We start from the raw sequence: 19,420 nt of genomic DNA on the forward strand, positions 1-19,420 counted from the left end.
GATGCGCTGGCTCCTGATCCTGGCACTGGTGATCGGTGGCCCGCTCTGGGCCGCCGAGATCCGCGTGCCCAACGAAGCGGGGGCCATCGCCGATGCGATATCCCGGGCGGCGGACGGGGATACTCTTCGCCTGGCGCCCGGCACCTATGCCGAAACCCTGGTGCTGGACCGGCCGCTGACGCTGGACGGGCAGGGCCATGCCGCCATCGACGGCGGCGGGCAGGGCAGCGTGATCACCGTCACCGGCCCCGGCATCACCGTGCGCGGGCTGACCGTGACCGGATCGGGCGACAGCCACGACACCATCGACAGCGGCATCCAGCTGACCAAGACCGCCCGCGCCCCGGTGATCGAGAGCAACACGCTCAAGGGCAATCTCTACGGCATCGACATCCACGGCGCCGATGACGCCATCGTGCGCGGCAACGTGATCGAGGGCCGGCAGGACCGGCTGATGAACCGGCGCGGCAACGGGGTCTATGTCTGGAACGCCCCCGGTGCGGTGGTCGACGGCAACGACATCCGCTGGGGCCGCGATGGCATCTTCGTCAACTCGTCGAAGAAAAACACGTTTACCAACAACACGTTCCGAGATCTGCGCTTTGCCGTCCACTACATGTATGCCGACGACTCCCTGGTGCAGGGCAATGTCTCGGTTGGCAACGACCTGGGCTATGCAATGATGTTTTCCACCCGCGTCAAGGTGATGGACAACGTCTCGCTGAATGATCGCGAACATGGCGTGATGCTGAACTATGCCAACCGGTCCGAGATCACCGGCAACGTGGTGATCGGCGCGCAGGAGAAATGCTCGTTCCTCTACAATTCGAACAAGAACGTCTTTACCGGCAATCGGTTCGAGCGTTGCGGCATCGGCATCCATTTCACCGCCGGCTCCGCCGACAACCGCATCACCGGCAACGCTTTCGTCGGCAACCGCACCCAGGTGAAATACGTCTCGACCAAATGGGACGAATGGTCCGAGGACGGCCGCGGCAACTACTGGTCGGATTTCGCCGGCTACGACGTGGACGGCGACGGGCTGGCCGACGCGCCCTATCGCCCCAATGACAGCATGGATCACGTGCTCTGGACGCAGCCGGCGGCCAAGCTGCTGCTGGGCTCTCCGGCGGTGCAGCTGGTGCGCTGGTCGCAATCGGCCTTTCCGGCGCTGCTGCCCGGCGGCGTGATCGACAGCCATCCCCTGATGCGGCCTCCCGAGCCGCCAGCCATGACAAAGGTGCCCCATGACGGATAAGGCCCTGACCATCTCCAATGTCAGCAAGGACCGTGGGCGCACCCGCGTGTTGCAGGACATCGACCTGAGCCTGAGGCCCGGCGAGCGCGTGGCGCTGCTGGGCCATAACGGCGCCGGGAAATCGACCCTGTTCAAGTGCATTCTGGGCCTGACGCCGCTTTCGAGCGGGGCCATCGACGTGACCGGCGCCGCCCCCGGCAGCGGGGCTGCCCGCAGCGCCACCGCCTTCCTGCCCGAATCCGTCAGCTTCCACCCCGCGCTCACGGGGCGCGAGCAGCTGGCGCTCTTCGCCCGGCTGGCCGGCCAGCGCGCCGATATTCCCGCGCTGCTGGACCGGGTGGGGCTGGGCGACGCGATGGACCGCCGAATCGGCGCCTATTCCAAGGGGATGCGGCAGCGGCTGGGCCTGGCGCAGGTGCTGTTGGGCCGCCCGAAACTGGCGCTGCTGGACGAACCCACCAGCGGGCTCGACCCGATCTCGCGCCACGACCTTTACGCCATCATCGACGAGCTGGCGGGGCAGGGCACCGCGGTTCTGATCGCGTCCCACGCCCTGACCGAGGTCGAGGCCCGCACCGACCGCATCGCCATCCTGCGCCGGGGCGTGAAGGTGGCCGACGACACGCTGGCCAATCTCTCCGACCACGCGGGCCTGCCGATCCGCCTGCGCGTGCGCGCCACGACTGACGCCGAGGCGCTGGCCCGCGACATGGGCGGCACCCGCGTCAACGGCGTCTCGGTCGAATTGACCTGCACCCCCGCCGGCAAGATGGCCGCGCTGCGCCGGGTCGCGGCGATGGGCGATGCGGTGGCCGATCTGGACATGATCCCGCCCCGTCTGGAAGACCTGTACCGACACTATGCAAAGGAGGGCGCGCAATGACCCGCTTCCTTGCCATCGCCAGCGCCGAGATGCTGATCCTGCGCCGCAACCGCTGGCTCTTGGTGGCCACGCTCATCATGGTGCTCTTCGCCCTGGCGCTGACCTTCGCCGGCAGTGCGCCCACCGGCGCGCTGGGGGTCGACATGCTGACCGTTTCGGTCGCCTCGATGACCACGCTTTCGGTCTATCTCGCGCCGCTGCTGGCGCTGATGATCGCCTTCGATGCCGTCTCGGGCGAGGCCGATCGTGGCAGCCTGGGCCTGCTGCTGACCTATCCCGCCGGTCGCGGCGAGATCCTGCTGGGCAAGTTCGCCGCCCATCTGGCCGCGCTTGCCTTTGCGATGGGCGTGGGCTTCGGCACCGCAGGCGCCGTCGCCGCCTGGTTCGGCGGCGCGGGGGCCGACAGCCTGGTCGCGCTGGCCCGGTTGATCGGCACCTCGATCCTGCTGGGCGCGGTGTTCCTCGGCCTTGGCTACCTGGTTTCGGCTCTGAGCAAGGATAATACCGCCGCCGCAGGGCTCTCGGCCGGGCTCTGGCTGGTCTTCGTCGTGCTCTACGACCTGGGCCTTCTGGGCGCGGTGGTGATGGACAGCGACGGCTCTTTCACCCGCACCCTGTTCCCCTGGCTGATGGTCGCCAACCCCGCCGATGCCTTCCGCCTTTGGAACATCGCCGGCTCGGACGCGGTGGCGCTGACCTCGGGCATGACCGGCGCGGCGCAGGCGCTGCCGCAATGGGCCGCGCCCGCCTCGCTCATGGCCTGGCCGGCGCTGGCGCTCTTGCTGGCCCGCGCGGCGTTCCGGAGAGTCGAGCCATGAGGCGCCTTGCATTGATCGCGCTGATCGCACTTGCCGCCTGCAAGGAGGAGGTCGCCGAGGCCCCGCCACCCGCCGCCCTGACCGAAGCGGCGCTGAGCTATTTCTGCCAGATGAACGTGGCCGAACATGGCGGCCCCAAGGGGCAGATCCACCTCAAGGGCCATCCCCAGCCGCTGTTCTTCGCGCAGGTGCGCGACATGCTGGCCTATCTCAAAAGCCCCGAGCGCGATGCCGAGATCACCGCGATCTATGTCAGCGACATGGGCCGCGCGGACAGCTGGGACCATCCCGGCCCGGACAACTGGACAGAGGCGGCCAACGCGATCTATGTGGTGGAGGCCGGCGTCAGGGGCGGCATGGGGGCGCCCGAGATCGTGCCCTTCGCCGACGCCGGGGCCGCGCAGTCCTTCATCGGGGCCTATGGCGGCCGCGCCCTGCCGATGACCGAAATACCCGACGACGCCGTGCTGGCCCCCGTCGACCTGGACGCAGACCTGGAGACCCCCGCATGACCCGCCTGACCCGCCGCCGTTTCCTGACCATCTCCGCCGCCGTGACGGCCCTGCCGCTGCAGGCCGGAACCGCGCCCACCGCCCGCTGGCAGGGCGTGGCGCTCGGCGCGCCGGCCTCGCTCAGGATCGAGGGGATGGACGAGGCGAGCGCCGCGCCGGTCTTTGCCGGGATCGAGGCGGAACTGGACCGGCTGGAGATGATCTTCAGCCTCTACCGCCCGGATTCGCAGATCAGCATCCTGAACCGCGCCGGCCGGCTGGACGCGCCCGCGCCCGAACTGCTGGAGGTGCTGAGCCTGTCGCAGGCCCTGCACGGGGCCTCGGGTGGCGCCTTCGATCCCACGGTGCAGCCGCTCTGGGTCGCGCTGGCGCAGGGGCGCGACGCGGCCGGGCTGCGCGCGGCACGGCAGGTCGTGGGCTGGTCCGGGCTGCGCTTCGACGCCGACCGGGTGGCCTTTGACCGGCCCGGCATGGCGCTGACCCTCAACGGCATCGCCCAGGGCGCGATCACCGACCGGATCGCGGCGCTGCTGCGCGGCCACGGGCTGGACGACGTGCTGATCGACATGGGCGAGATCGCCGCCCTGGGCGGCCATGGCGACGGCGCGGACTGGACCGTGGGCATCACCGATCCGCAGGGCGCCATCCTGCGCCGGATGACGCTGCGCGACCGGGCGCTGGCCACCTCGGCGCCGATGGGCACCGAGCTGGGCGACGGCCTGGGCCATATCCTCGGCCCCCGCGGCGAGACCCCGCGCGCCGGCGTGGTCACCGTCTCGGCCGATGACGCGGCGCTGGCCGACGGGCTGTCCACCGCGCTCTGCCTGATGGCGCCCGACCAGGCCGCCGCCGCCCTGGCCCGGTTCCCCGGTGCACGGCTGGAATACCGGGCCTAATTACCATAATTCTCATTATATGGTGAAGATGCCGGTCGCGGGCGCGGCCTACCCGTCGCGTCCCGGCTCATCGGGGTTGCTGGAGAACAGCGCGATCTTGTTGCCCTGCGGATCCCTGAGATAGCCGACGTAGAAATTCGCCCCATAGGCGGCGCGGAAGCCCGGCCCGCCCTCGTCGCGGCCGCCGGCGGCCAGCGCGGCCGCGTGAAGCGCGCGGACCTCCTGCTGGCGTCGGGCCTGGAACGCGATCATAGCGCCGTTGCCGGCCGATGCCGGGCGCCCGTCAAAGGGCGGTTTGACGTAGAACTCGGGCAGAGCCGCAGGCGCATCCGACCCTTCGGGCAGCGCATAGCTCAGACCCTCGGGGCCTTCCTCCAACCCGTAGCCGAGCGCCGGCAGGAACGCGGAATAGAACCGCTTCGCGCGCGGGATGTCGTCGGCACCGACGGTGACATAGCTGATCATTCGGCGGCTCCGTCATCATGGGAGAATTCCCGTTGCGCCGGATCTCATCGGAAATCCGAATTCCGACCGGGGCACGGCTGCCCCGATCTAGAGCAGACCGGCGGCGACCCATTCCTCCAGCTTGTTGCGGCTGACCTCGAAATGCATCGAATCCTCGCGCCCCCAGGCCGCGCCCCAGACCCAGCCCTCGTCGCGGAAGAAGTCGGCCAGGATGGTCAGGCCCAGCTGGGTCTTGCCGTCGCCGAGCGTATCGAGCACCCCGTCGATGTTCAGGTCCACCGCCAAACCATAGGCATGGGTCGAGGCCGAGGAGGTCGAGCCGCGGATGAACCGCACGCAGAGCGAACCGGCCGTGTTGATCCGGGCGTAGAGGTCGGGATCGGTGCGCTCGATGTTCTGGAACACGGTGCGCAGGCTGTCGATGGCCGGTTGCAGCATCCGCACCCGGATCGGCCCGACCTGTTCCAGCTTCAGCTTGGATTCCAGCCGCGGGTTGGTCATCGACTGGCACTCGTTGCTCAGATCGTCGCGCGGCAAGCCGAAGGTCTCGCGCAGAAAGCGCGGCCCGGCAATCTGCAGCTCGTTGTTCACCTTCTTGCGGTTGGCGATCAGCACCACCTGGGCATAGGCGTCGATGATCTCGTTGGGGCTGGAGCTGTCATAGCCGTAGGAATCGGCGTCCAGGCTGTCGGGCGTGATGATCGGCGCGCCGCCGATCTGCACCCGGCTCAGCTCGGTCGCCATGCGCTCCAGCCGGCTGCGCAGGTCCTCGACCTGCTGGCTCAGCATCTCGATCTCGATGCGCGCGCCGCTGTCGATGGCGGGACCGCTGAAATCCTCCTCCTCGAACAGCCAGGGGATCAGGTACCACAGCACCGGCGCCAGCAGGATGGCCACCGCAAGGATGATCGCGGGAAGGATGCGCATAGGGGTCGGTGTCTCCGTGCCGGTCGTTCTGGAACGTCAGTCTAGGGTGCCGTTGCGGACCTGTCACGCGCCTGCCGGTCACGCCATGTCCGGAATGTGTGATCTTCTTCATTGTCGGGTGTGCGGCGCTTGGCTAGTCTGATGCAATGTGAGGAAACCCTTTGAGGATAGTTCTATGATTACCCTGAAAACCCTTGCCCGGCCCATCGTCCGGCTCGGTGCGCCCGCGCTTCTGGCGCTGGCCGCGATGCAGAGCGCGCAGGCCCAGTCGGCCAGCGAAATGACCACCGACGAGATCACCGACGCCTTCAACAAGCAGAAGACCCGCGGCCTTGTCATCGTGCCCTCGGGCGACCAGCCGGCGGCCAGCACCGACACCACCTCGGTGGCACCCGCCGCAACCGACTATCAGGCGGTGGCCCGCGAGGATCAGATCAACCTGCAGATCAGCTTCGACTTCGACAGCGCCGCGCTGCGCGCCGACCAGAAGCCCAAGCTGGCCGCGCTGTGCGAGGCGATGCAATCGGTTGACGTGCAGGTGTTCCAGATCATCGGCCACACGGACAGTTCCGGCTCGGCCGACTACAACGAGAACCTGTCGCTGTTGCGCGCGCAGGAGGTCAAGCGCCACATCGTCAGCGATTGCGGCATTCCTGCCGATCGGCTCGAGGCGATCGGCCTGGGCGAGACCGCGCCCTATAACGAGACCGATCCGCGCGCCGACGAGAACCGCCGCGTCGAGTTCCAGGCGCTTGGCTGAGTGAGCGCGCCCGAGCCGAGGCCAACCGAGGGGTCCGCATGACCACATCCCGCGCCGGGGACCTGTTCCAGCCCGGAGACCTGGTGAACAACACCTATCGGATCGAGGCGATCCTGGGGCGCGGGGGTACGTCGGACGTCTATCGCGCCCGCTCCGAGATCTCGGGGCGGCTGGCCGCGCTCAAGGTGCTCAAGGCCGAATTTTCGTCCAATGACGACTATCTGGTCCTGCTGACCCGCGAGGAAGAGATCCGCGACATCCGCCATGACGCGGTGGTGCGCTATTCCGAGAACAACCGCACCGGCGACGGCCATGTCTACCTGGTGATGGATTACGTCGACGGGCCGGGGCTGGACGCCAAGCTCAAGGCCGGGCCGATGCCCGCCGACGCGCTGATGACCATCTGCCGCCGGGTCTGCGAGGGGCTGGAGGCCGCACATGCCCGAAACATCGTGCATCGGGACCTCAGCCCCGACAACATCATCCTGCGCGACGGCGACCCCGCCCAGGCCGTGATCATCGATTTCGGCATCGCCAAGGACACCAATCCCGGCGCCGAGACCATCGTCGGCAACGAGTTTGCCGGCAAATACGCCTATGCCGCGCCGGAACAGATGTCGGGCAAGACCGACCACCGCACCGACATCTATTCGCTGGGCGCGCTGCTTCTGGCCTGTTTCCGCGGCGCCCCGCCCGAGATCGGGCGCAATCCGATGGAGGTTGTCGAGAACAAAAAGAAGCCGCTCGACACCGCCGGCGTGCCCGAGCCGCTGAAATCGGTGATCGACCGCATGTGCGCGCCCGATCCCGCCGACCGGTTCCAGAGCACGACCGAGGTGCTGGCCGCCCTGGCAGGCCGCGGGCCCGCCGCCCCGCCGGCGCCGGCCGCAGCCGATGCCGGCAATCTCGAGGACGCCACCGTCATCGTGCCCCGGCCCGGCGCCGGCACCAGGGACAGCGCCGCGCCGAAACCGGCCGCGGGAAAACCGGGCGCCGGGCGCGGCAAGGCCAAGGCGCAATCGGGATCGCGCGGCGGGCTCTACGCCGTGATCGCCGTGGTTCTGCTGGCCGCAGCCGGCGGCGGCGCCTGGTTTATCGGCGTGCTGGACGGGTTGTTCGGCCCCTCCTACCCCGAAGCGCGGCCCTACACTCTGGTGGCCGAGAAACGCGAGGGGCTGCCGCCGCGCGTGACCGGATACGCCCCCTCGGAACAGACCCGCGACGGTCTGGCCTCGATCCTCGCCGACCAGGACGGCAGCGTCGACCTCACGCTGGCCTCAGGCGACATCTCGCCCGAATGGGGCGACGGAGTGACCGGCATCGTCAAGGCAGTGTCGCAGCTGGACGAGTGGCGGCTGTCGATCACCGGAAACGAGGCGCGGCTGACAGGGCGCACCACCGACGAGGGCGTGCATGACCGGGTCAACGCCGCCTTTGCCGCAGGCCTGCCCGGCGGATTGCAGGGCGCGCCGGAAATCACGCTCGATCCGCTCTTTCTGGACTCCGCCGATCTCAGGCCGGTGCTGAATGCGGTTGCCGATTGCGGCCCACTGGAGCTGCGCAGCATCCCGCCCTCGGGCTATGGACCGGATCGCGAGATCGAGGTCACCGGCACGCTGGCCTCCGAGGCCAGCCTGACCGCCCTGCGCAGCGCGCTGGCCGGGCTGGCCGGCGGGCGGCCGCTGGAGCTGGACATCGACGTGCTGAACCCGACGCTGTGCCTGATCGAGAACTTCCTGCCCTCGGCCCCGCCCGGCGATGTGGGCATCCAGTTCCGCAACGGGGAAAAGGGCAACGCGGTCAACCCCTCGGGCGATTTCATGGTCGGCGAGAACCCGGTGATCGACGTGGTGCTGCCGCGCGACGTGCAGAACGGATACCTGTCGGTCTCGGTTCTGGACGTCTCCGGCAACGTGTTCCACCTGCTGCCCAACATCTCGCGCAAGGAGAATGACATCTCCAGCATCCGCGCCGGCGACCAGGGGCCGATGTCGATCCGGGTGGCCTATTCGGTCGCGGAAAGCGCCGAGAATGGCGGGCTGGCCTTTCAGGTCGACGACAGCACGCTGGGCAAGAGCAAGGTCATCGCCATCCATTCCGACGCGCCGCTCTTCACCTCGATGCGCCCGACCACGGAATCCGCCAGCGGCTATGCCGAGGCGCTGCGCGACAGCGCCCGCTCGCAAGAGACCCGCATCCTGTCGCTCGACAGCCGCATCCTGACTACTCTGGCCCGCTGACGCGCCGCCGGGATCAGCCGATATCCACCACCACTACTGTCACATTGTCCGCGCCGCCGCCATCCAGCGCGATCTGGATCAGCTTGTCGGCCACGGTCTCGATCGGCATCTCGGCCAGCGCCTTCTGCAGCACCGCGAAGGGCGCGTATTTGCTCAGCCCGTCCGAGCAGATCAGGAACCGGTCGCCCGACTGCACCGGGCCGCGCACCTTGTCCAGCTCCAGCTCCTCGCCCACGCCCACGGCGCGGGTGATGGCGTTGGATTGCGGGTGATGCTCGGCCTCGTCCCAGCTCATCTCGCCCGACTGCACCAGCGCCGCGACAAAGGAATGGTCGGTGGTCAGCATCCGGATCTCGCCCGCGCGCAGCAGGTAGATGCGGCTGTCCCCGGCCCACAGTCCCACGAAATGCCCGTTGGCCAGAAGCAGGCTCGCCACCGTGGCGCCGATGGTCTGGCCACCGCGCGCCTCGGCCTCGGAACGGATCAGGCCATGCGCGCGCCCGATCGCCTCGCGCAGCGCGCCCAGCCGGTCGGACGGGTCCATTCCGGCGGGCATCGCCGCCACCATGTCCACGATCAGCCGGCTGGCATAGTCGCCGGCGGCGTGGCCGCCCATGCCGTCGCTGACCAGCCACAACCCCGCATCCGGCAATGCCAGCACCGCGTCCTCGTTGACCTCTCGCTTCAGACCGACATGGCTGCGGGCGCTGTATCGCACGGGGTGGGATGAACTCATACGGGCCGCGCCTCGGTCCAGATGGCTGCTGTCAGATCGAACAAGCCTTGCACGTTTGGCCCCTCCGGTAAACCGTCACAGACCAGCAGGCGCGGCACCCCGGCGACCCAGGCGGTCCAGATGCTGGGCGCCGCGTGCCGCCCGGCCAGCAGCCCCGCTGCCAGGTCCGGCAGCAGCGCCGTGGGCTCGCCCTGCGTCATCACCAGGTTCGGCCCGGCGGCCCGCAGCACCGCCGCATCGCGCCGCGCGGGCACTGCGATCCCGGCCAGCCCGGCGGCCAGCCGGTCGCGGGTCATGTCGTCCTCCAACGCCGCCAGCGCCAGCTCCTCGAGCTGCGCGAACAGGTCCGCCGAGCGCAGGTGATCGGCCAGCACAGACCCCTCGGACGAAAGCGGCGCGGCCAGGGTCAGCGGGAACTGCCGCCCCACCCGGTCGACCGAGGGCATCATCACGCCCAGCATCTTCTGCGGTCCGGCCAGCCCCGCCGACAATCCGAACCGCCAGATCGGGCAGGACAGATAGAGTGCGTCCCACCCCGATCCGGCCGCCTCTCGCCCGGCCAGCAGGCTGCGCTGCACCCAGCCGTCCCAAGCCTGCACGAACCCCGCCGGCAGGTCGAGCCGGAAGAAATCGCCCAGACAGGGCATCTTGCCGAAGGCCCCGAAGGCGGCCGCGCTCATCAGAACGAGGTCGGGCAGCTGAATTTCTGCAGCGCCGGCAAGGCAAAGGGGTTGATCACCGATCCCGATTGCAGCTGGAAGATGGCGATACGTCCGCCCACGTTGAAGATCACCTTCTTGCGGTCGCTCACATTGGTGCGCCGCACCTCGGCGGCATCCAGCAGGCGGAACCAGGCCCAGGGGCCGTCGCGGCTCAGCACGCTTTCGATGTTGCGCTTGTCGGGCTGGAAGCTGACCCGCGCCAGCCCCACCGCGCCGGGCCAGGTGATCGCCATCGGCGAGGGCAGCCCGCCGCGATGGGCAAATTCCAGCGCCTGGCCGTCCACCTCCAGCTTGACCGCCTTGGCCTTGGGGTCCAGCGCCTCGGGCATGATCTGGAAGCTGATCGCCGGCTGCGCGCCGCCGGCAAAGAACGCCTCACGGATCTCGGCGGCATTCTGGAACTGCTGCAGCACCGCCTGGCTGATCCCCAGGTCGGTCTGGTTCACCCCGGTCTTCCAGCTCCAGGGCCGGGTGCGGGTATCCACATGCTTGACCAGCTGTTCGTTGAAGAAGGAATCCAGCAACCCGCCGGGCGCGAACAGCTTGGCGAAATCGCCCATCGCCACATCCGCCCGCGCGCGCCGGTCGAAGGGATAGCGGTTCTCCAGCACCTGCTGGCAGAACGGCAGCACATTGGCCTGCCAGCGCGCGTTGATCGAGGCGCGTGTGCTGTCGGTGGTGATCCCGGCCGAGCCGGTGACGATCTGCTTGGACCAGCGTTCCATCGGGCCGGGGATGCGCGCCGCCTCCTGCTGGAACCGCTGAAGCGCCTGGCCCGATTCCACGCCGGTGACGCCGGAAAAGGACATCTTGTTGAGCTCCTGGTAGACCTCGGTCAGCGTGGCCATCAGCAGGTCCAGCTGGCTCGACTGCCCGTCGGGCCGCGCGGTCATGTCGTGCAGCCAGGAAAACCGCTCCTCGACATAGGTGCCGGGCGGCGGCGGCGGGGCCGCCCCCTGCCCCGTCGCGGTCTTGGCCAGCGCCTCCAGCAGGATCCGGGTCTGCACGCTGGTGTTGGTCTGCAACTCGATCCCGGCCACCGTGCTCAGCCCCTCGTTCAGCTCTGGGTTTGCGGTCAGCGCGTTGCGGTTCTCGGTCAGGCGGGTTTCGTCCGAGATCGCCATCAGGATATTGACCAGCGGCGAGGTCGGCCCGCTCAGCACATTGGTTACCTCGACCGCGTGGCTCAGGCTCTCCATCGGCACGATGTCCACGTCGCCCAGCATCGCGTCATAGCGCGCGATATAGTCGTTGTAATAGAGGTCCAGCACGTCGCGGCTGAGCGCGGCCAGCGCCAGTTCGGTCTGTTCAGCCTCGCCGCGCGGGCCCAGCACCCAGCTTTCGCTCTGCACGCGCTTGGCCACCCCGATGGCCTCGCCCATGAATACCTCGTTAAAACCGCGATAGGTGAAGATCCCCTCGATCCCCTCGGTCAGCGCCTTGCCCGAGGACCGCACCAGCACCCGCGTCACCGCCGGCCCGCCCACCTCGGTCAGCCGCCATTCCGGCAGTTCCACCGCAGCAGGGCTGGCGATGATGCCGTTGTAGACCCGTTGCGCCAGCGGCATCTCGGACAGGATGCCCTGCACCTGTTCCACCAGCGGCCCGTTCAACGCGATCTCGCGCATCGGCTGGCTGAGCAGCGCCTCCAGATGGTCGTTCAGATCGGCGCGCAGCGGGTCGCGGGACGGACCGGCAAAGGACACCGTCCAGTCGATATTCATCCACTCCTTGACCAGATCGGGATTCATCGGCCCCTGCAGCCCCAACATCAGATAGACCTTGAGCGCCTCATAGAGCACGTCGGTATTGTTGATGTTGGCCATCATCTGCTCTTCCAGCCTGAGCAGCAGGCGCGGCAGGAAGCGCTGGTTCAGCGCCGCGCGATAGGTCTGTGCCGCCTGGGTGCCGATCACCTCGCCCTGATAGAGGCCATAGCGGACCTTCTGTTCCGGCTCGGGCTCGTTCAGCACCGGGTTGGCGGGCATGTCGCGCAGGTTGTTGAGCGCCGCCACCACCGGCACCAGGTCGGTGTCGCCCACCGGGCTGGGCGGCAGGGTCGCGGCGGCGGCCTGGTAGGAATCCACGCTGGCCTGCGCCTGCGCGATCAGTTCGGAATTGCCCAGGAACGACCGCACCAGCAGCGCGCCGACGCCAATCGCCGCCAGCAGCGTGGCGGCAATCGAGCCCCATTTGACGATACGATAGCGCCGTTCCACCTTGTCGTCGGCACTGACCAGCCCCGCCTCGCGAAAGATCACCTCGTCGAAGAGCCGGGTCAGGAAATAGCTGCGCCCGGTGCCGCGCCCCGAGCCGATGGCCTGCCGCCCGATGCCGAAGGTGCGCGCCATGCCCAGCATCAGCCGGTCGATCGGCGTGCCCTCTTGCGTGCCGGAGGTGAAGTAGACCCCGCGCAACATGTGCCGGTGCTGATAGCGGCTCTCTTTGAACACCTCGCCCAGGAATTCATGCGCCACCTTGCGCACGCTCGCAACCTGGGTCGGGAAACCGGCGATCAGGGCGCGGCGCTGGGGGTCGGTCTCGGCCTGCATCCGCTCCAGCGCCTGCGCGTTAAGCTGCCCCAGCAAGGCGGCGAACTCGTCGTCGAAATGCGCCACCGGGCTGGCCTCGCCGCGCGACTTGTCCAGCGGCAGGGTGAAGCCCCAGACCTGTTCGCGGTCCTCCTTGCCCAGGTTGTCGTGGAACTCGGTGAAGCCTGCGATCAGGTCGGCCTTGGTGAAGATGACATAGACCGGGAACCGCACGCCCAGCTTCTCGCGCAGCTCCTCCAGCCGGCGGCGGATCGCCTTGGCGTGCTCGGCCTGCGTCACCTCGTCCTGCAGCGACAGATCCGACAGCGAAATCGCGATCATCGCGCCGTTGATCGGCTGGCGCTTGCGGAACTTCTTGAGCAGGCCGAGGAATCCCAGCCAGGCGGCATTGTCCACCTCGGCATCGCTTTCCTGCGTGGTATAGCGCCCGGCGGTGTCTATCATCACCGCGTTCTCGGTGAACCACCAGTCGCAGTTGCGCGTGCCGCCCACCCCGCCGATGGCGGTCTTGCCCAGCTCGTCGGCCAGTGGAAAGTCCAGCCCGGAATTCACGATGGCGGTGGTCTTGCCCGCGCCGGGCGGGCCGATCATCACGTACCAGGGCAACTCGTTCAGGTGCCGCCGCCCGTTCTTGGACTTGCGCAGCGCCTTCATCGCGGTCTTGAGCTTGAGCTTCAGCTCCTCCAGCTCGGTCTCGGTCAGGTCGGGCTCTTCCTCGATCTGTTCGGTCAGCTCTTCGGTCAGCTTGCGCTCGCGCCGCCGCCGCAACAGGAAGATCAGCAGCATGATCGACAGGAAGAAGCCCAGGATCACCCCGCCCCAGATCAGCCGCGACTTGAGGCTGGTCAGCGGATACCACTCGTTCCAGCCAAAGGCCGGGCCGAACCAGAACAGCACCCCGGCCAGCACCATGGCCACGAAGAACAGCACGAAATAGATGGATCGGAACAGCGGAAAGATATACCGGCGAAAAAACATCAGCTCTGCTCCTGCACCAGCAACACCTCGATGCGGCGGTTCTTGGCCCGCCCCTCACGGGTGGAATTGTCGGCGATGGGCTCGCTGTCGGCGCGGCCCTCCGCACTCATCCGCGTGGGATCTTCCAGCGCCGAGGCCATCTGCTTCATCACCGACTTGGCCCGCGCCAGCGACAGGTGCATGTTCGACGGGAACCGCGACGAGTTGATCGGGATGTTGTCGGAATGCCCGGCGATGATCACCGGGCCGGGCTCGTCGTTCAGCGCCTCGGCGACGCGCTTGATCGGCACCAGGAACTTGTCCTGCAACTGATCCGATCCCGAGGCGAACATCGCCGTGCCCTTGACCCGCACGATCAGCGTGTTGCCCTTCTGGAACACCTCGACCAGCCCCTCGTCGATCTCGTCGCGCAGGAACTCGACCACCTTTTCCACCTGCACCTGCTTGGGCTGCTGCGGCGGCGGGGGCGGCGGCGGCGCGCGGCGCTGCAGCTCGGCCACCGGGCCCGCGTCGATGATCGACAGCTGTCCGATCAGGTTCTCGGTCCGCGTCGACAGCGCATAGCTGAGCCCGGCGAATTGCAGCACCAGGATCAGCGCCGTCACGGCCACCGCGATCCAGACCGGCCGCCACAGGCTGAGCGGGCGATAGGGCTTGTCCACGCCTTCCCAATGCGGCGACAGGTCCCGCTCCAGCGGGCCGCGTTGCGCCCGGATCAGCCGCGCCAGGCCCTGGCGGATCATCAGGTGCTTGTCCGGCCCGCCCTGTTCCACCCTGAGCCGCCCCTCGAAGCCCAGCGACAGGCACATATAGACGAATTCCAGCAGCTCGATATTGTTCGCCGGGTCCTTCTCCAGCCGCGCCAGCAGGTCATAGAACCGGTCGCCGCCCACCGTCTCGCGGTGGAAGGTGCCGACCAGCGACTGCAGCGCCCAGGACGACTGCCCGCCCCAGGGCGTGTTCAACACCACGTCGTCCAGCGTCGCACACAGCGCATAGCGTGCGATCTTGACGGTCTGCGCCGGGATGCCGGCCTGCAGGGCGGCGTTCTCGAAGGCGCGCACCTCGGCCACCACCGAATTGCGCAGCTTGTCGGGGTCCATGTGCTGGGCGCGGTTGCGGATGCGGCTGATCAGCGAGAACAGCGAGGTGGCACAGGCCACCAGCCGGTTCATCCCGGTCATCACCACCGCCTCGCCCTCACCCGCCCGCGGCGCGGCCTGGCTGGCCTGGGCCTGCGGCACGCCATAGGCCCCGGGGCCGCCCGGCGCGGCCGGTTCCTGGCCATAGGCCTGGCCCTGCGGCTGACCTTGCGCGGGGGTCGCGCCATAGGGATCGACCGGCGCCGGCTGCTGCGGCGCGCCGCCCGCCGGACGCCGCCCGCCGGGATTGGGTCGGATCACCGTCTTGTCGGTGTCCTGCGGCTCGGCAAACGGATCGTCGTCGGACATGCGCGTTACCTGTTCCTGGCGGGCTCGTGCGATCAGTCTGGCGCAGGCGTGCGGATCGATCAACGAAACACTCCGGTTTCTCCTGCGGAATCCGCACATTGTGACCGTCCGCCGCCGGATTCCGGGTCGCCCGAGCGGATGCCGCGATGCAGCGTGGGGCGGCCGGCCCCCAAGCGATGCGCAGGTTTCCGCCCGCTGAACCGGCAGGAACCGGCCGCCGCCGCGCCGGCCGGGGAACCCGCCGGCACGCCCCACGTTGCCCTTTCATGAACGCCCCGCCCCCTCGGACGGGGCCCGCGACACGAAAAGGAGATGTCAAATGCGTATGATGACCAGTGGTCTCGCAATGGCCTGCCTGCTTGCCTCAGCCCCTGTCTCGGTAATGGCCCAGACAAGTGACGACAGCACCCAGATGCCCTCCGCCGAAAGCTCGATGACGGCCGAGAGCGAACCCGCACCCAAGCCCGTCGAGGGCCAGATCGTCCTGCAGAGCGAGGACTCGATGCTGGTCAGGGACCTGATCGGCTCGACGATCTATTCGCCAACCTCGGAATCGGTGGGCGACGTCAACGATGTGATCGTCAAGCTCGACGGCAGCGTCGAGGGGGTCGTGATCGGTGTCGGTGGCTTCCTCGGCATCGGCGAGAAGCAGGTTGCCGTCACCATGGACCAGCTGGAACTGGCCAGCTTCGAATCCGGCGGCCAGCGACTGGTCCTGGACGCCACGCGCGCCGACCTCGAGGCCGCGCCGGCCTTCAAGACCGCTGCCGAGCAGAAGGCCGAGGCCGACGTGATCGAGATGGAGAACAACACCGGGACCACGGAACCGGCCGTCAACAACTGAGGATGCCACCGCGTACCGACACACCCCACCTGCCTGGCACGCGGCGGCATGCGGGCGGCGGTCCGGTCAAACGGGTCGCCGCCACGAGTCAATCAGGGGGCGCTGCCCCCGCCGCCCGTTCCGGGCGACCCCCCCGAGGTATTTTCAGCGAGAGGAACTCTGGACGCGCATTTCCTCTCGCCCAAATACCTCGGAGCGCGAGGCAGAGCCTCGCACATTCAATTGAGCGCGCCGAAGGCGCACAATTCCCCTACTGGTTGCGGATCGCCCAGAGCTCCATCTTCAACCCCGGATACTGCCCCGACACATGCACCGCGATGCCGCCCGAGGTGGTCATCTTGCTCCAGTAGGGGCTGGCCGGGTCCAGCTCGAAATAGACCACGCCCGCGTGATAGGGGATCTGCCGCGGCGCCACCGGCAGCGGTCGCAGGGTGATGCCCGGCAGCGCCGAGTTCACCAGCTGGCGGATCTCCTCGACCGGGCCGGTCTTGGCCTGGCCGGCGAAATGCTGGCGCACCTGCTCGGCGGGGATGTCGGCATTGACCGCCAGCACGAAGCCGGCGTTGCCCACCAGCTTGCGGTCGGCGATGACGCCGACGCTGATGCCGTATTTGCGCGGCTCCAGCGGGATCGACACCGCGGTCTGCTCCAGCACCGAGCTGAGATACTGCCGCAGCACCCGGATCACCGGCGCAAAGGTCGGGGTCAGCGCGTCATGCTGGTAGGCGGGGAACTCCACCGCCTCCTTGTCCGGGCTCATGAAGGTCGCCAGCTCGCCCGCCAGCGCCACGCAGACGCGATAGAACGCCTCGGCATGCACGTTCTCGATCCGCGCCATGTGGCGGATCACCGGAAGGGTCCGGTTGATCACCATCAACAGCAGGAAATCCGAGATCTCGGCCGCACCCTTGGCCGGGCCGCCCTCGCTCAGCCGGCCGGCCAGCGCCTGCATCCGGTGGCCCAGCATCCCCTCCAGCTCGTTGAGGAACCCCGCCAGCGCCGGGGCGGCGCGGACGTCCAGCACCGAGGGGATGAAGCCGCGGTCCAGCACGATCTCGCGATCCGCGCGCACCTCGATGATGCGCGCCACCGGAATCGCCAGCTTGTCGGCCAGGTCGTCCACCTCGAGCGCGAATTGCAGCCGCAACTTGCCGACGCCCAGCGTCACCGGCTTCTTCTGCTGGCTCATCACGTCGGTCACTTCCAGCTCGGCCGGGCGCAGCCGGCTGACCGACTGCTCGGCGCCCGACAGGTCCACCTCGGACGCGCCCTGGCGGCGCTGCGGCACGGTCAGGTAGACCACGCAATCCTTGATCGTGTCGGGCACCTCCAGCGCCGGCGGGTGGTCATCCGACTGCGGCACCCGGAACACGGTGCCGTCAGGCGTCAGCCCGGCACAGCCCTTGAGCGCGAACTGCCCGACCTTGAGCACCTCGTCGTCGATCTCGAGCGCGCTCAGCCCCCAGGCATAGGGCACGACGCGCCGCGCCAGCCCGCCGACCAGCGCCTCGCTGTAGCGGTCGGCCTGCTGGAAATGGTGGGGTTGCAGGAACAACCCCTCGGTCCAAAGCACCTTGCTGTCCCAGGACAAATGCTGCCCTCCCCTTCCCGCGCCGCCACCGGAGGCGTCATTTCAACTTGTCGAGCTGCTCCTTGTAGGCCCGCGCGAATTCGCGGCTGAACAGCTCGTGAAACTCGTTCTCGGCCTGATCCGAGATCTCGTGATACATCTTCTCGTAGACTTCCCAATAGCGCGCCTTCTTGCCCTTGAAGAGCGACCCCAGCGCGCCCGAGGTCTCGATCTTGCCGGCCACCTGCTCGGGGTCGAGCCGCGCCAGCACGCCCTTGAGCGCGGCCTCCATGCCGGTGACCATCGCCACCTCATGGGCCTTGATGTCGCGCAGCGCCTGCTCGGTGGCCTCCTCGGCGCCGAGATAGCCCTTGACCCGCGGCCGCACCAGCGCCTCGATCGCCTGTTCCGGGCTGATCGAGAATTTCAGGGGGTTGTTGCCGCCGGCCGAGATCATGGTCTGGTCGATGCGGAATTCCGACTTGATCGAGGTGCGCGTCATCAGGATCTCGCGCAGCCCGGTGATCATCGCCCGCAGCACCCGGCCCATGCGGCCCATGGTGGCCGGCAGGTCGGCCTCCTCGATGCGCAGGTCGTCGACCTCCAGCGCGTCGAGAAAGGCGCGCGCGGCGGCGGTGTCGCCGGGACCGGCCGGCGCGGTCGCGGTCGGCGGTGCGGCGGCCGGCGCCTCCTTCTGCCGGGCCGGCGGTGTCGGCGGCAGCGTGGTCTCCTCGCCCGAGGGCGGGGGCGGTGCGGGCGCGGACTCGGGCTCGGGCTCGGGCTTCGTCGCCTCGCCGCCGCCGGGCGACAGCAGGTCTTCGTCCCAGTCGTCGGGGATCAGCGCCCCGCCCGATTGCGGCGCGGCATAGGCGTCGCTGGGCGAGGGGCTGTGCATCGGGTCGCTGGCGCCCGAGCCTTCCATCCCGTCGCTGGGCTTGTGAAAGAACGGGTCGTCATCGTCGAGCGGCGGCAGCAGCTCGTCCACCGGGTCGGGAATGTCGATCTGCCCCGGCCCCTTGGGCGCGTCGCCGCCCAGCAGGTCATCCAGGAAATCGCCCTCGGGCCCGGCATCGTCCAGAAGCGCCATTGGATCCGGCGCGCTCTCGGCGCTGCCATGGCTGACCCCGCCCTGCTCCATCGGCGGCGGGATCGCCTCTTCGAAGCTGGGCAGATCGCTGCCGATCTCGATCACCATCTCGTAGCCGCCGGCGCTGAGGACATCGCCGTTGTTGAGCGGTGTCGGCGTGCGGCCCAGCGGGATCTTGGAATAGTTCAGGAAGGTGCCGTTGGTCGACAGGTCCACGATCACCACATTGCCATTGTGATCCTCGATCACGAAATGGTTCTTCGACAGAGTCTTTTCCGGGTCCGGCAACACCAGGTCGTTCGACGGCGCGCGGCCCACCGTCAGGCTGCCACCCTTCATCGCCACCGGGCGGCCGTCGCCCGGCACGATGCCCGTGGACTGGAATTTCAGCATGACGCTCATGCGTGCGACTTATCCTCCGACCAGCACCGTGAATTCTCCCAGCGTGATCATTCCGCCGCAAAAACAGGTGTCCTTGACGCGGGCCGCCTGCATGTTGCCGATCAGGACCGTCATCGAGCCGATGGCGATCGGATGCGGGTTGGCCGGCGTCACCATGTCCGCCAGGGCGCGGGCGGCCGGGCGTTTTCCCACCAGCACAGTCACCATGCAGGGCGGCATCACCGGCATCGGAACCGGTGCCGGCGGCGGCGGTGCCGGCGGCGGCGCCGGCAGGGTGCACAGGTGCAGGTCGCCAACTCTGGCTTGCGGAAATCCCATG

17 protein-coding genes are annotated in these 19,420 nt (G+C 68.4%); 8 read left to right on the forward strand and 9 right to left on the reverse strand.

Translation table 11 applies throughout. The features are described 5' to 3' along the window. Position 1: 1 nt before the first annotated feature. The 5 genes from BMX57_RS17700 to BMX57_RS17720 are packed head-to-tail and all read left to right on the forward strand — an operon-like array spanning position 2 to position 4,367. Positions 2–1,258 carry a nitrous oxide reductase family maturation protein NosD gene (locus BMX57_RS17700; RefSeq protein ID WP_092370394.1) on the forward strand — a complete coding sequence of 419 codons (1,257 nt, stop codon included), beginning with the start codon at positions 2–4 and terminating at the stop codon, positions 1,256–1,258. Continuing rightward, complete coding sequence (locus tag BMX57_RS17705; protein ID WP_092370396.1) at positions 1,248–2,141, forward strand: ABC transporter ATP-binding protein; 894 nt, start codon at positions 1,248–1,250, stop codon at positions 2,139–2,141. Before BMX57_RS17700 ends, BMX57_RS17705 begins: the two co-directional genes overlap by 11 nt. Then, positions 2,138–2,959, forward strand: coding sequence for an ABC transporter permease (locus tag BMX57_RS17710; RefSeq protein WP_092370399.1), 822 nt, complete (start codon positions 2,138–2,140; stop codon positions 2,957–2,959). Before BMX57_RS17705 ends, BMX57_RS17710 begins: the two co-directional genes overlap by 4 nt. Further along, positions 2,956–3,471, forward strand: a complete 516-nt coding sequence (locus BMX57_RS17715; protein ID WP_092370402.1) for a nitrous oxide reductase accessory protein NosL — start codon at positions 2,956–2,958, stop codon at positions 3,469–3,471. Before BMX57_RS17710 ends, BMX57_RS17715 begins: the two co-directional genes overlap by 4 nt. Then, entirely contained in the window at positions 3,468–4,367 is a 900-nt protein-coding gene (locus BMX57_RS17720; protein ID WP_092370405.1) for an FAD:protein FMN transferase, read from the forward strand. Before BMX57_RS17715 ends, BMX57_RS17720 begins: the two co-directional genes overlap by 4 nt. Positions 4,368–4,415: 48 nt before the next feature. Here the strand turns inward: BMX57_RS17720 and BMX57_RS17725 are convergent, their stop codons facing one another. After that, complete coding sequence (locus tag BMX57_RS17725) at positions 4,416–4,832, reverse strand: VOC family protein (protein ID WP_092370408.1); 417 nt, start codon at positions 4,830–4,832, stop codon at positions 4,416–4,418. An 87-nt stretch (positions 4,833–4,919) separates the two neighbouring features. Continuing rightward, the gene (locus BMX57_RS17730) at positions 4,920–5,759 is read right to left on the reverse strand and encodes a M15 family metallopeptidase (protein ID WP_092370411.1); all 840 of its coding nucleotides are present in this window, start codon (positions 5,757–5,759) and stop codon (positions 4,920–4,922) included. Between the two features lie 175 nt (positions 5,760–5,934). Between BMX57_RS17730 and BMX57_RS17735 the strand changes: the two genes are divergently transcribed. After that, on the forward strand, positions 5,935–6,519 hold the full coding sequence (locus BMX57_RS17735; protein WP_092370414.1) for an OmpA family protein: 585 nt from the start codon (positions 5,935–5,937) through the stop codon (positions 6,517–6,519). Positions 6,520–6,557: 38 nt separating this feature from the next. Beyond that, the gene (locus BMX57_RS17740; protein WP_092370417.1) at positions 6,558–8,759 is read left to right on the forward strand and encodes a serine/threonine protein kinase; all 2,202 of its coding nucleotides are present in this window, start codon (positions 6,558–6,560) and stop codon (positions 8,757–8,759) included. Between the two features lie 13 nt (positions 8,760–8,772). On the opposite strand, the gene BMX57_RS17745 is transcribed toward BMX57_RS17740, so the two are convergent. Genes BMX57_RS17745 through tssL form a run of 4 tightly spaced genes read right to left on the reverse strand, consistent with a single transcriptional unit; the run spans position 8,773 to position 15,198 of the window. Next, positions 8,773–9,495, reverse strand: a complete 723-nt coding sequence (locus tag BMX57_RS17745) for a PP2C family protein-serine/threonine phosphatase (RefSeq protein WP_092370420.1) — start codon at positions 9,493–9,495, stop codon at positions 8,773–8,775. Continuing rightward, positions 9,492–10,175, reverse strand: coding sequence for a type VI secretion system-associated protein TagF (gene tagF / locus BMX57_RS21025; RefSeq protein ID WP_092370423.1), 684 nt, complete (start codon positions 10,173–10,175; stop codon positions 9,492–9,494). The genes BMX57_RS17745 and tagF overlap by 4 nt, the downstream gene beginning before the upstream one ends. Further along, entirely contained in the window at positions 10,175–13,747 is a 3,573-nt protein-coding gene (gene tssM, locus BMX57_RS17755) for a type VI secretion system membrane subunit TssM (protein ID WP_092370426.1), read from the reverse strand. Before tssM ends, tagF begins: the two co-directional genes overlap by 1 nt. Next, positions 13,747–15,198, reverse strand: coding sequence for a type VI secretion system protein TssL, long form (gene tssL / locus BMX57_RS17760; protein ID WP_092370429.1), 1,452 nt, complete (start codon positions 15,196–15,198; stop codon positions 13,747–13,749). Before tssL ends, tssM begins: the two co-directional genes overlap by 1 nt. 319 nt (positions 15,199–15,517) lie before the next feature. Between tssL and BMX57_RS17765 the strand changes: the two genes are divergently transcribed. Then, positions 15,518–16,042: a PRC-barrel domain-containing protein gene (locus BMX57_RS17765; RefSeq protein WP_092370431.1), complete on the forward strand. Its 525-nt coding sequence runs from the start codon at positions 15,518–15,520 to the stop codon at positions 16,040–16,042. Between the two features lie 250 nt (positions 16,043–16,292). Here the strand turns inward: BMX57_RS17765 and tssK are convergent, their stop codons facing one another. From tssK to BMX57_RS17780, 3 genes are read right to left on the reverse strand one after another with little or no spacing between them, the layout of a single operon-like run. After that, on the reverse strand, positions 16,293–17,633 hold the full coding sequence (gene tssK, locus BMX57_RS17770; RefSeq protein WP_092370434.1) for a type VI secretion system baseplate subunit TssK: 1,341 nt from the start codon (positions 17,631–17,633) through the stop codon (positions 16,293–16,295). A gap of 37 nt (positions 17,634–17,670) precedes the next feature. Beyond that, positions 17,671–19,101 (reverse strand): type VI secretion system-associated FHA domain protein TagH, encoded by a 1,431-nt coding sequence (gene tagH / locus BMX57_RS17775; RefSeq protein ID WP_092370437.1) that lies wholly within the window; start codon positions 19,099–19,101, stop codon positions 17,671–17,673. A gap of 9 nt (positions 19,102–19,110) precedes the next feature. Next, positions 19,111–19,419, reverse strand: coding sequence for a PAAR domain-containing protein (locus BMX57_RS17780; protein ID WP_092370440.1), 309 nt, complete (start codon positions 19,417–19,419; stop codon positions 19,111–19,113). Between the last annotated feature and the right edge of the window lies 1 nt (position 19,420).

Origin of the sequence: Cribrihabitans marinus (assembly GCF_900109035.1) — a bacterium.
Taxonomy (GTDB): Bacteria; Pseudomonadota; Alphaproteobacteria; order Rhodobacterales; family Rhodobacteraceae; genus Cribrihabitans; species Cribrihabitans marinus.

Bases quoted from the DNA above. Each gene is read 5' to 3' on its own strand.
- BMX57_RS17700 (WP_092370394.1), top strand. From the start codon at position 2: ATGCGCTGGCTCCTGATCCTGGCACTGGTGATCGGTGGCCCGCTCTGG.
- BMX57_RS17705 (WP_092370396.1), top strand. From the start codon at position 1,248: ATGACGGATAAGGCCCTGACCATCTCCAATGTCAGCAAGGACCGTGGG.
- BMX57_RS17710 (WP_092370399.1), top strand. From the start codon at position 2,138: ATGACCCGCTTCCTTGCCATCGCCAGCGCCGAGATGCTGATCCTGCGC.
- BMX57_RS17715 (WP_092370402.1), top strand. From the start codon at position 2,956: ATGAGGCGCCTTGCATTGATCGCGCTGATCGCACTTGCCGCCTGCAAG.
- BMX57_RS17720 (WP_092370405.1), top strand. From the start codon at position 3,468: ATGACCCGCCTGACCCGCCGCCGTTTCCTGACCATCTCCGCCGCCGTG.
- BMX57_RS17725 (WP_092370408.1), bottom strand. From the start codon at position 4,832: ATGATCAGCTATGTCACCGTCGGTGCCGACGACATCCCGCGCGCGAAG.
- BMX57_RS17730 (WP_092370411.1), bottom strand. From the start codon at position 5,759: ATGCGCATCCTTCCCGCGATCATCCTTGCGGTGGCCATCCTGCTGGCG.
- BMX57_RS17735 (WP_092370414.1), top strand. From the start codon at position 5,935: ATGATTACCCTGAAAACCCTTGCCCGGCCCATCGTCCGGCTCGGTGCG.
- BMX57_RS17740 (WP_092370417.1), top strand. From the start codon at position 6,558: ATGACCACATCCCGCGCCGGGGACCTGTTCCAGCCCGGAGACCTGGTG.
- BMX57_RS17745 (WP_092370420.1), bottom strand. From the start codon at position 9,495: ATGAGTTCATCCCACCCCGTGCGATACAGCGCCCGCAGCCATGTCGGT.
- tagF (WP_092370423.1), bottom strand. From the start codon at position 10,175: ATGAGCGCGGCCGCCTTCGGGGCCTTCGGCAAGATGCCCTGTCTGGGC.
- tssM (WP_092370426.1), bottom strand. From the start codon at position 13,747: ATGTTTTTTCGCCGGTATATCTTTCCGCTGTTCCGATCCATCTATTTC.
- tssL (WP_092370429.1), bottom strand. From the start codon at position 15,198: ATGTCCGACGACGATCCGTTTGCCGAGCCGCAGGACACCGACAAGACG.
- BMX57_RS17765 (WP_092370431.1), top strand. From the start codon at position 15,518: ATGCGTATGATGACCAGTGGTCTCGCAATGGCCTGCCTGCTTGCCTCA.
- tagH (WP_092370437.1), bottom strand. From the start codon at position 19,101: ATGAGCGTCATGCTGAAATTCCAGTCCACGGGCATCGTGCCGGGCGAC.
- BMX57_RS17780 (WP_092370440.1), bottom strand. From the start codon at position 19,419: ATGGGATTTCCGCAAGCCAGAGTTGGCGACCTGCACCTGTGCACCCTG.